Origin of the sequence: Rubrivivax benzoatilyticus JA2 = ATCC BAA-35 (genome assembly GCF_000190375.1) — a bacterium.
Classification (GTDB): Bacteria; Pseudomonadota; Gammaproteobacteria; order Burkholderiales; family Burkholderiaceae_C; genus Rubrivivax; species Rubrivivax benzoatilyticus.
This window is the reverse complement of sequence record NZ_AEWG01000033.1, coordinates 1-10,810: the sequence shown is the minus strand read 5'-3', so window position 1 is coordinate 10,810 and position 10,810 is coordinate 1. Positions and strand designations below refer to the sequence as shown.

The window sequence follows — 10,810 nt, the reverse complement described above, 5'->3', positions numbered from 1 at the left end:
GCAGGCGCCGGGACCGGCGTGGTGACAGCCGGGGCACGGGTGGGCGCCGGGGCCGGCGAGATCGACGGTGCGGCCACCGGTGCGGGCGTCGCCTGCGCGGCCCGCGTCGTCGGCGGGTCGAACAGCATCGTGTACTCGCGCACCAGCCGGCCGGTGGCCCAGCTGGCCTCGAGGATGACGTCGACGAAGGGCTCGACGATGCTGCGGTCGCTGCTCAGGCGCAGCACCTGGCGGCCGTCGGGACGGCGCAGCAGCGTCACCTGGGCATCGCCGAGCACGGCGTTGTATTCGACTCCGGCAGCGCGGTAGGCGTCGGGCGGCGCGATGCGCAGCTTCAGCGTGCCGGCCTCCTCGGCCGTCAGGCTGGTGACGTCGATCTCGGCACGAAGCGGCTCGCCCAGTGCCGACTGCACGTTGAGCCGGCCGAGACCGAGCGCCCAGGCGGACGTGCCCCACAGGCAGGCGGCAGCGAATGCCACCCCGGTCAGCGCGAAACGCGCGGCGTTCGTCGAACGGTGATTCAAGGCGTCTCCCACAACACGTCCCGGACGGCGCACCCGAGCGGGTGGCCGCAATATCTGTCACCGGGAAAAGGCCGATTATGTCCGGCGCTCGCGACAGAAATCACAACGATGTCAAGCATATAGGCAAGCAAGCTCACCCAAAGCCTGACATTCGGGACCGAAGTGCGCCCAATTCCGCGCCGGGCGCGTCTTGTTGCCGGCCGGCAACGAGCCGGCCGGCGGCACCGATCACTGTTCGAGCAGGATGCGCAGCATGCGGCGCAGCGGCTCGGCAGCGCCCCAGAGCAGCTGGTCGCCGATCGTGAAGGCGCCGATGTACTCCGGGCCCATCGCCAGGCGGCGGATGCGGCCGACGGGGATCGACATCGTGCCGGTGACGGCCACCGGGGTCAGGTCGCGCAGCGTCGCTTCGCGGGTGTTGGGCACGACCTTCACCCACTCGTTGTCGGCAGCGATCATCGCCTCGATGTCGGCCACCGGCACTTCGCGCTTCAGCTTGAAGGTCAGCGCCTGCGAGTGGCAGCGCATCGCGCCGACACGCACGCAGAAGCCGTCGACCGGCACCGCCGGCGAACCGAAGCCTTCGCCCTGGCCGAGGATCTTGTTCGTCTCGGCCATGCCCTTCCACTCTTCCTTGGACTGGCCGTTGCCGAGATCCTTGTCGATCCACGGGATCAGCGAGCCGCCCAGCGGCACGCCGAAGTTGGCCGTCTCCTCGGGCGTCAGCGCGCGCTGCTTGGCGATGACCTTGCGGTCGATCTCCAGGATCGCGCTCTTCGGGTCGTCGAGCAGGCTGCGGACCTCGGCGTTGAGCGTGCCGTACTGCGTCAGCAGCTCGCGCATGTGCTGCGCGCCGCCGCCCGAGGCCGCCTGGTAGGTCTGGGTGCTCATCCACTCGACGAGCCCGGCCTTGTACAGCGCGCCGACGCCCATCAGCATGCAGCTGACGGTGCAGTTGCCGCCGATCCAGTTGCGCCCGCCGTTGGCCAGCGCGTCGCGGATCACCGGCATGTTGACCGGGTCGAGCACGATGACGGCGTCGGGGTTCATGCGCAGCGTCGACGCCGCGTCGATCCAGTGGCCGTTCCAGCCCGCTGCGCGCAGCTTCGGGAAGACCTCGGTCGTGTAGTCGCCGCCCTGGCAGGTCAGCACGATGTCGCAGCGCTTGAGCGCGTCGATGTCGTACGCGTTCTGCAGCCGCGTCTCGTTCTTCACGAGCTCGGCCGGGGCGTTGCCGCCGGCATTGCTGGTGCTGAAGAACAGCGGTTCGATGAGCGCGAAGTCACCTTCGGCGCGCATGCGATCCATCAGCACGGAACCGACCATCCCGCGCCAGCCGACCAATCCTACGAGTGCCATGTATCCACCTTTTCGACGTGTCCCGGACCCCTTCTGCCCTGCCCCGGCTCGCTTCGCCGGGGTCCTGGAGTGGGGGCGAGACGATCCGAGAGCTTCAGCTCTTGGTAATCGTTTTGCCGGTGATCGCCGCGACGACGGCGTCGCCCATCTGGGCAGTGCCGACGCGCTGCGTGCCTTCGGACCAGATGTCGGCCGTGCGCAGACCGGCGGCCAGCACGGCGCGCACGGCCGACTCGATGCGGTCGGCGGCTTCGGGCTGGGCGAGGGTGTAGCGGAGCATCATGGCGGCCGACAGGATTGTAGCCAGCGGGTTGGCGATGCCCTGCCCCGCGATGTCCGGCGCGCTGCCGTGGCTGGGCTCGTACAGGCCCTTGTTGTTCTTGTCGAGCGAGGCGCTGGGCAGCATGCCGATCGAGCCGGTGAGCATCGCCGCCTCGTCGGACAGGATGTCGCCGAACATGTTGCCGGTGAAGACGACGTCGAACTTCTTCGGCGCCTTGACCAGTTGCATCGCGGCGTTGTCGACGTACATGTGCTCGAGCTCGACGTCCGGGTACTGGGCGTGGACCTCGGTGACGACGTCCTTCCAGAACTGGAAGGTCTCGAGCACGTTGGCCTTGTCGACGCTGGTGACCTTGCCGCGACGCTTGCGCGCCGCCTGGAACGCGACGTGGGCGATGCGCTCGATCTCCGGGCGGCTGTAGCGCATCGTGTCGAAGGCTTCTTCCGCACCCGGGAAGTGGCCGTCGACGGCGATGCGGCGGCCACGCGGCTGGCCGAAATAGATGTCGCCGGTCAGCTCGCGGATGATCAGGATGTCCAGGCCGGCCACCAGCTCGGGCTTCAGGCTCGAGGCGTGCGTCAGCTGCTCGTAGCACAGCGCCGGGCGCAGGTTGGCGAACAGGCCGAGGTGCTTGCGCAGGCCGAGGATCGCCTGCTCGGGGCGCAGCGAACGCTCCAGCGTGTCGTACTTCCAGTCGCCGACGGCGCCGAACAGCACCGCGTCGGCGGCCTTGGCCAGCGCCAGCGTCGACTCCGGCAGCGGATGGCCGTGCGCGGCGTAGGCGGCGCCGCCGACGAGCGCGGTCTCGGTCTCGAACGGCAGGTCCAGCACGTTCAGCACCTTGACGGCTTCGGCGACGATCTCGGTGCCGATGCCGTCACCCGGGAGGATGGCGATCTTCATGGTTGTCCTTGGGTGTTGGCGGCTTGTCAGCCGACGAGGCGCTGGTCGAGCCAGGGCATCTTGGCCAGGCGCTCGGCCTCGTAGGCGCGGATCTTGTCGGCGTGGCGCAGCGTCAGGCCGATGTCGTCGAAGCCGTTGACGAGGCAGTACTTGCGGAAGGGCTGCACCTCGAAGGGCAGCTCGCTGCCGTCGGGCTTGACGATCACCTGACGCGGCAGGTCCACCGTCAGCGTGTAGCCCGGGAAGGCCGCGACCTCGTCGAACAGGCGCGCAACCTGAGACTCCGGCAGCACGATCGGCAGCAGGCCGTTCTTGAAGCAGTTGTTGAAGAAGATGTCGGCGAAGCTCGGCGCGAGGATCGCGCGGAAGCCGTACTGCTGCAGCGCCCAGGGCGCGTGCTCGCGGCTGGAGCCGCAGCCGAAGTTCTCGCGCGCCAGCAGCACCGAGGCGCCGGCGTAGCGCGGCTGGTTGAGCACGAAGTCCGGGTTCGGCTTGCGCGCCGCCGGGTCCTGGCCGGGCTCGCCGCGGTCCAGGTAGCGCCATTCGTCGAACAGGTTGGGGCCGAAGCCGGTGCGCGCGATCGACTTCAGGAACTGCTTCGGGATGATCGCGTCGGTGTCGACGTTGGCGCGGTCCATCGGGGCGACGAGCCCCTGGTGCACGGTGAAGGCTTGCATGGCGGTCACTTCTTGGCTGCGCCTTCGATGGCCTGGCCGGCTTTTTGAATGTCCTGGCCGACGCCCTTGACGGTGTTGCAGCCGGCCAGCGCGACGACGGCGAGGCAGGCCAGCAGTGCGGCGAACGAACGCTTCATGACGTTTCTCCTCGGGAGATCAGGCGACGCGGCGCACGTCGACGAAATGGCCCGCCAGCGCGGCCGCGGCGGCCATCGCCGGGCTCACGAGGTGGGTGCGGCCGCCGGCGCCCTGGCGGCCTTCGAAGTTGCGGTTGCTGGTCGAGGCACAGCGCTCGCCCGGCTCGATGCGGTCGGCGTTCATCGCCAGGCACATGCTGCAGCCCGGCTCGCGCCACTCGAAACCGGCGCCGCGGAAGACCTCGTGCAGGCCTTCGGCCTCGGCCTGGGCCTTGACGCGGCCCGAGCCCGGCACGACCAGCGCCTGCTTGACGTTGGCCGCGACGCGCCCGCCGACGCGGCGCACGACCTCGGCGGCGGCGCGCAGGTCCTCGATGCGGCTGTTGGTGCACGAGCCGATGAACACGCGGTCGACCGCGATGTCGGTCAGCGCCTTGTTCGGCTCCAGGCCCATGTAGACCAGCGCGCGCTCGATCGCGGCGCGCTTGACGGCGTCCTTCTCCTTGTCCGGGTCGGGCACGCGGCCGTCCACCGGCAGCACCATCTCGGGGCTCGTGCCCCAGGTGACCTGCGGCAGGATCTGCGCCGCGTCGAGCTCGACGACGGCGTCGAAGTGCGCACCCGGGTCGCTGTGCAGCGTGCGCCAGTGGGCGACGGCGTGGTCCCAGGCGACCCCGCTCGGCGCGAACGGCCGGCCCTTCACGTACTCGATCGTCGTGTCGTCGACGGCCACCAGCCCGGCGCGCGCGCCGGCCTCGATCGCCATGTTGCAGACCGTCATCCGGCCTTCCATGCTCAGCGAACGGATCGCCGAGCCGCCGAACTCGATCGTGTAGCCGGTGCCGCCGGCGGTGCCGATGCGGCCGATGATCGCCAGCACGACGTCCTTGGCGGTGACGCCGCGGCCCAGACGGCCCTCGACCTTGACCAGCATGTTCTTCGCCTTCTTGGCCAGCAGCGTCTGCGTCGCCAGCACGTGCTCGACCTCGCTGGTGCCGATGCCGTGCGCCAGCGCGCCGAAGGCGCCGTGGGTGCTGGTGTGGCTGTCGCCGCAGACCACCGTCATGCCCGGCAGCGTGGCGCCGTTCTCCGGGCCGATGACGTGCACGATGCCCTGGCGCTGGTCCAGGAACGGGAAGTAGGCGGCGGCGCCGAAGGCGCGGATGTTGGCGTCCAGCGTCGTGATCTGCTGCTTGGAGATCGGGTCGCGGATGCCGTCGTAGCCCTCGGCCCAGCCGGTGGTCGGCGTGTTGTGGTCGGCGGTGGCGACGATCGAGCTGACGCGCCAGACCTTGCGGCCGGCCAGCCGCAGCCCTTCGAAGGCCTGCGGGCTCGTCACCTCGTGCACGAGGTGGCGGTCGATGTAGAGCACGGCAGTGCCGTCTTCCTCGGTGTGCACGACGTGCTCGTCCCAGAGCTTGTCGTAGAGCGTGCGAGCGGTCATCGGAGTTCCTCGGTCAGGATTCTGAAGTGCGCAGCGTCTGGACGAAACGCTGCACGACGGCGGGCAGGACGTCCTGCGTGCGCACCGCCAGACGGTATTCGCGTGCGGCCCAGGGCTCGTCAAGCGCGAGCACGTGCACCGCGAACACCTGCGCCAGGCGCTCGGCCACGGCCGCCGGCAGCACGGCGACGCCGAGCCCGGCTTCGACGAGCTGGGCGATGGCGTCGAAGCCGCGCACCTGCAGCCGCGCCTTCAGCGTGCGGCCGCGCGCCTCGGCCTCGGCGCGCATCGTCTCCTGCGCTGCGGCACCGGCGTGCAGGCCGACGATGTCGTGATCCAGCAGGGCCTCGAAACGCACGCGCGTGCCGGCGGCCAGCACGTGGCCGCGCGGCACCATCGCGGCCAGCGAGCCGCCGCGATAGCGCCAGGTGGTGAGGCGGTTGTCCAGTTGCGGCGGCACGAAGATGCCGACGTCGGCGCGGCCTTCGGCCACCGAGGCCTGGACCTCGGAGCTGGTCTGGTCCTCGAGGCTGATGCGGATCTGCGGATGGGCCTGCGAGAACGCCGCCAGGTCCGGCGGCAGGCACTCGGCGATCGCGCCGGCGTTGGCGACGACCAGCAGGTGGCCCTTGATGCCGCGGGAGAACTCGGCGACCTCGCTCTCCAGCGCATGCAGCGAGGCATGCAGGCCGCGGATGTGGCGCACCAGCGCACGGCCGGCTTCGGTGGGCTCGACACCGCGCGCCCGGCGCTCGAACAGCGCGACGCCGAAACGTGCCTCCAGGTCCGACAGCCGCCGGCTCGCCGCCGCCAGCGCGAGATGCTCACGCTTGGCGCCGGCGGTGATGCTGCGGGTGTCGGCGATCGCAAGCACGAGGTTGAGGGTGACGAGGTCGAAGCGCATGGGCCGCTGCGCAGTCTATCCCTTCGCAAACCACAAAACCATGCCGATGATACGAAGCAAGCCTTCGCGCCGAGCGAAGCCATCAGGCTGCGATGGCGGCGCCGCGGCCGCCGCTCAGGGAGCCGGCGACGGGCCGAACTTCAGGTTCAGGCCGGTGAACAGCGTCAGGTCGTTGCGGCGCACGCCGTCGGGCGGCTCGCTGTTGAACTGGTCCGACAGCGTGACCGTCAGGCTCAGCGTCGAGTTCAGCGCCACCGCCAGCGTGCCGGAGAAGCGCAGCAGCGTCGTGCGGTCGCCCGAGATCGACGGCGCGACGTCCAGGCGCTGGCGCAGCTCGACGGTCGGCGTCAGGCGGTGGCTGGACTCCTCGCCCAGCGCCAGCGTGGTGCGCGCGAAACGCGAGCCACGGCGGCCGTCGAAGCTCTGCTCTTCGGTGTAGCGGTCGACGACACGGCCGAGGCCGGAGAAGACGCTGAAGCTGGTGTCCTCGTCGTCGACGAGTTTCCAGCCCAGGCCGGCGTCGACGCTGTCGCGGCGGTCGAGCTCGACGACCCGGTCGCTCTCGATCAGCGCCCGGCCGTAGACGAAGGCATGGGGGCCGAGGTTGTAGTCGTAGCGGCCGCTGGCGCTCCAGCGGTCGGCGGTGGTCTCGCGCTCGCCGTCGACCTCGCTGCGGCCGTAGTTCAGCGTGCCGCCGAGCGTGACGCGGTCGCGCCGTGTCGCGCGCACCGCGTCGATGTTCAGCGAGACGGCGGCGCCGTCGGTGTTGCCCGAGCTCAGCGTCGCCGCGGCACCGCCCGAGCCGCGCCAGCGGCCGTCGGCCGGCGAAGCCCCGTGCTCGGGCGCGACGACGATCGGCACCGCGAGCTGGGCCTGGGCGCCGGTGCCGGCGGCCAATGCCAGCGCGGCGGCCAGCAAGGAGAACATCGGGCGCAAGGCAGGCATCGTCACGTCGTCGTCCAGGAGTGGGGCGGGGCGCTCGCCCGGCGGGCAGCCCCTGTGACCCCGATGGCGGCGCCGGGTTCAGGACAGCGCCGAAATCACCTCGGGCGGCGCCTGCACCAGCTCGATCAGCACACCCTCGCCCGAGAACGGGAACTCGTCGTTGGACTTCGGGTGCACGAAGCAGATGTCGTGGCCGGCCGCGCCCTTGCGGATGCCGCCGGGCGCGAAACGCACGCCCTGCGCCGTCAGCCACTGCACGGCTGTCGGCAGGTCGTCGATCCACAGGCCGACGTGGTTCAGCGGCGTGGCGTGCACGGCCGGCTTCTTCTCCGGGTCGACCGGCTGCATCAGGTCGACCTCGACGGCGTGCGGGCCGCTGCCCAGCGCGCAGATGTCCTCGTCGACGTTCTCGCGTTCGCTGACGAACGTGCTCTTCACGGTCAGGCCGAACATGTCGACCCACAGCGACTTCAGCCGCTGCTTGTCGGGGCCGCCGATGGCGATCTGCTGGATGCCCAGCACACGGAACGGACGGGTCATGCGGACACCTCCTTCTTCGTCGGGGACAGGTTCAGGCGCGACAGCAGCCGGCGGTCGTCCTCGGCGTCGGCGTTGCCGGTGACGAGCAGCTGGTCGCAATAGAAGATCGAGTTGGCGCCGGCCAGGAAACACAGCGCCTGGATGCCGTCGCCGAGCTCGCGCCTCCCGGCCGACAGCCGCACGCGCGAGTGCGGCATGACGATGCGCGCCGCGGCGACGACACGCACCAGCTCGAACGGGTCGACCGGCGGCGCGTCGGCCAGCGGCGTGCCGGGCACCCGCACCAGGCTGTTGATCGGCACCGAGTCGGGCGCCGGGTCCAGCGCCGCGAGTTCGGCGATCAGCCCGGCACGGTGGGCGCGCGTCTCGCCCATGCCGACGATGCCGCCGCAGCAGACCTTGAGCCCGGCCTCGCGCACGTGGCGCAGCGTCTGCAGCCGGTCCTCGTAGACGCGCGTGCCGATGACCTCGCCGTAGAACTCGGGCGCGGTGTCGAGGTTGTGGTTGTAGTAGTCGAGACCGGCCTCGCGCAGCGTGCGCGCCTGCTCGGGCTCGAGCATGCCCAGCGTCGCGCAGGTCTCCAGCCCGAGCGCGTGCACCTCGCGCACCAGCGCCGCGACCTTCTCGACGTCGCGGTCCTTGGGCGAGCGCCAGGCGGCGCCCATGCAGAAACGCGTCGCGCCGGCGGCCTTGGCGGCACGCGCCTTGGCCAGCACCTCGTCGACGTCGAGCATCTTCGCCGCCGCGACGCCGGTGTCGTGGCGCGAGGACTGCGGGCAGTAGCCGCAGTCCTCGGGGCAGCCGCCGGTCTTGATCGACAGCAGCGAGGCCAGCTCGATGTCGCCCTGGGGCCAGTACCGTGCGTGGACCTCGGCGGCGCGCCGCACGAGGTCCATGAACGGCAGGTCCAGCAGCGCGAGCACCTGCTCGCGCGTCCAGGGGGCAAGGGTCTTCGGGAGGGTCTCGTCGATCAGGGTCATGAACTCAGGCGAAGCGGATGATGGGCTGGTCGACCGCCAGGCTCTCGCCCTGCTCGGCCAGCACCTCGGCGACGGTCCCGTCCTGGGACGCCGTGAGGATGTTTTCCATTTTCATCGCTTCGATGACCGCCAGACGTTCGCCGGCCACGACCGTCTGCCCCGGCTTCACCGCGACCTGCACCAGCAGGCCCGGCATCGGCGACAGCAGGAACTTGCTCATGTCCGCCGGCGGCTTGAACGGCATCACGCGCAGCAGCTCGGCGGCGCGGGCGCGCATCACCATCGCGTCGATGCGGCGGCCGTTGTGCGCCACGCTGTACCAGACGCCGTGGCGCTCGGCCTGGGCGGTGAACGGGCGGCCGTTGCAGGTGCCGGTGGCGCGGATCGAGCCGAAGCGCCATTCCTTGACGATGCCGTAGCTGCGGCCGTTGACGCTGACCGTCGTCGTGTTGCCCGCGACCTCGATCTTCACCGGCACGTGGGTGTGCTCGCCGGCCTCGCCGCGCACGACGACGACGAAGTCGGTGCCGATGCGCAGGTTGTGGCCCGCGAGCTGGCCGCTGATGCCGGCGGCGCGGCCGAGGTAGCGGCGGTAGACGGTGGCCACCAGCGCGACGAGGAAGTCGGGGTCGTCGTGCGGCACGTCCTCGGCGCGGAAGCCGCGGCCGTAGTGCTCGGCGATGAAGCCGGTGTTGAACTGGCCGGCGACGAACTTCGGGTGCGCCAGCAGCGCCGACTGGAACGGGATGTTGCTCGACACGCCGCGGATGACGAAGCCGTTGAGCGCCTCGCGCATGCGGGCGATGGCGTCGTCGCGGTCCAGCCCGTGCACGATGAGCTTGGCGATCATCGAGTCGTACTGCATCGGGATCTCGCCGCCTTCGTAGACGCCGGTGTCCACGCGCACGCCGCCGCCGGCGGGCACCGGCATCGCCGCTTCCATCGTCTGCGCCGGCGGCATGTAGCGCACCAGGCGGCCGGTGGACGGCAGGAAGTTGCGGAACGGGTCCTCGGCGTTGATGCGGCACTCGATGGCCCAGCCGCGGCGCGGGATGTCGGCCTGCTTGAACGGCAGCGGCTCGCCAGCGGCCACGCGCAGCATCTGCTCGACGAGGTCGATGCCGGTGATGCACTCGGTGACCGGGTGCTCCACCTGCAGCCGCGTGTTCATCTCCAGGAAATAGAAGCTCTGGTCCTTGCCGACGACGAACTCGACGGTGCCGGCCGACTGGTACTTCACCGCCTTGGCCAGCGCGACGGCCTGCTCGCCCATGGCCTTGCGCGTGGCGTCGCTGATGAACGGCGACGGCGCCTCCTCGATGACCTTCTGGTGGCGGCGCTGGATCGAGCACTCGCGCTCGTGCAGGTAGACGACGTTGCCGTGGGCGTCGCCGAGCACCTGGATCTCGATGTGGCGCGGCTCCTCGACGAACTTCTCGATGAAGACGCGGTCGTCGCCGAAGCTGTTCTTGGCCTCGTTGCGGCAGGAGGCGAAGCCCTCGTGCGCCTCCTTGTCGTTGAAGGCCACGCGCAGGCCCTTGCCGCCGCCGCCGGCGCTGGCCTTGATCATCACCGGGTAGCCGATGCCGCGTGCGATCTCGACGGCCTGCTCGGGCGACTCGATGGCCTCGTTCCAGCCCGGGATGGTGCTGACGCCGGCCTCGTTGGCCAGCTTCTTGGAGGCGATCTTGTCGCCCATCGCCGCGATGCTGTAGTGCTTCGGGCCGATGAAGACGATGCCTTCCTCCTCGACACGGCGGGCGAAGTCCTCGTTCTCGGACAGGAAGCCGTAGCCGGGGTGGATGGCCTCGGCGCCGGTCTGCTTGGCCGCGGCGATGATCTTGTCGGCGACGAGGTAGCTCTCGCGGCTGGGCGCCGGGCCGATGTGCACGGCCTCGTCGGCCAGCTCGACGTGACGCGCGTCGCGGTCGGCGTCGGAATAGACGGCCACCGTCGCGATGCCCAGCTTCTTCGCCGTCTTGATGACGCGGCAGGCGATCTCGCCGCGGTTGGCGATCAGGATCTTCTTGAACATGAAGTTCTCTCCGGAATTCGGTTCGGCTCCCTCTCCCGTTCGCGGGAGAGGGTTGGGGTGAGGGACTTGGTACGCGGTC

General features: G+C 70.3%; 11 protein-coding genes. All 11 read right to left on the bottom strand.

All coding sequences use genetic code 11. The features are described from left to right. Positions 1 to 524, bottom strand: a 524-nt coding sequence (locus RBXJA2T_RS03405) for a type IV pilus assembly protein FimV (protein WP_009855917.1), incomplete at its 3' end; no start/stop codon positions are given. Between the two features lie 228 nt (positions 525 to 752). Beyond that, entirely contained in the window at positions 753 to 1,883 is a 1,131-nt protein-coding gene (gene asd, locus RBXJA2T_RS03400; protein ID WP_009855916.1) for an aspartate-semialdehyde dehydrogenase, read from the bottom strand. 94 nt (positions 1,884 to 1,977) lie between these two features. Further along, complete coding sequence (gene leuB, locus RBXJA2T_RS03395; RefSeq protein ID WP_009855915.1) at positions 1,978 to 3,069, bottom strand: 3-isopropylmalate dehydrogenase; 1,092 nt, start codon at positions 3,067 to 3,069, stop codon at positions 1,978 to 1,980. Between the two features lie 26 nt (positions 3,070 to 3,095). Continuing rightward, positions 3,096 to 3,746, bottom strand: a complete 651-nt coding sequence (gene leuD, locus RBXJA2T_RS03390; protein WP_009855914.1) for a 3-isopropylmalate dehydratase small subunit — start codon at positions 3,744 to 3,746, stop codon at positions 3,096 to 3,098. 5 nt (positions 3,747 to 3,751) lie between these two features. Next, positions 3,752 to 3,883, bottom strand: a complete 132-nt coding sequence (locus RBXJA2T_RS03385) for an entericidin A/B family lipoprotein (protein WP_009855913.1) — start codon at positions 3,881 to 3,883, stop codon at positions 3,752 to 3,754. Positions 3,884 to 3,902: 19 nt separating this feature from the next. Then, a complete protein-coding gene (gene leuC / locus RBXJA2T_RS03380) occupies positions 3,903 to 5,327 on the bottom strand; it encodes a 3-isopropylmalate dehydratase large subunit (protein WP_009855912.1) in 1,425 nt (474 codons plus the stop codon). Between the two features lie 13 nt (positions 5,328 to 5,340). Next, complete coding sequence (locus RBXJA2T_RS03375) at positions 5,341 to 6,231, bottom strand: LysR family transcriptional regulator (RefSeq protein ID WP_009855911.1); 891 nt, start codon at positions 6,229 to 6,231, stop codon at positions 5,341 to 5,343. 114 nt (positions 6,232 to 6,345) lie between these two features. Continuing rightward, positions 6,346 to 7,176 carry a DUF481 domain-containing protein gene (locus RBXJA2T_RS03370; RefSeq protein ID WP_138938772.1) on the bottom strand — a complete coding sequence of 277 codons (831 nt, stop codon included), beginning with the start codon at positions 7,174 to 7,176 and terminating at the stop codon, positions 6,346 to 6,348. A gap of 78 nt (positions 7,177 to 7,254) precedes the next feature. Further along, positions 7,255 to 7,716: a VOC family protein gene (locus tag RBXJA2T_RS03365; protein ID WP_009855909.1), complete on the bottom strand. Its 462-nt coding sequence runs from the start codon at positions 7,714 to 7,716 to the stop codon at positions 7,255 to 7,257. Further along, the gene (bioB, locus tag RBXJA2T_RS03360) at positions 7,713 to 8,696 is read right to left on the bottom strand and encodes a biotin synthase BioB (RefSeq protein WP_009855908.1); all 984 of its coding nucleotides are present in this window, start codon (positions 8,694 to 8,696) and stop codon (positions 7,713 to 7,715) included. Before bioB ends, RBXJA2T_RS03365 begins: the two co-directional genes overlap by 4 nt. A 4-nt stretch (positions 8,697 to 8,700) precedes the next feature. Beyond that, complete coding sequence (accC, locus tag RBXJA2T_RS03355; RefSeq protein ID WP_009855907.1) at positions 8,701 to 10,731, bottom strand: acetyl-CoA carboxylase biotin carboxylase subunit; 2,031 nt, start codon at positions 10,729 to 10,731, stop codon at positions 8,701 to 8,703. Between the last annotated feature and the right edge of the window lie 79 nt (positions 10,732 to 10,810).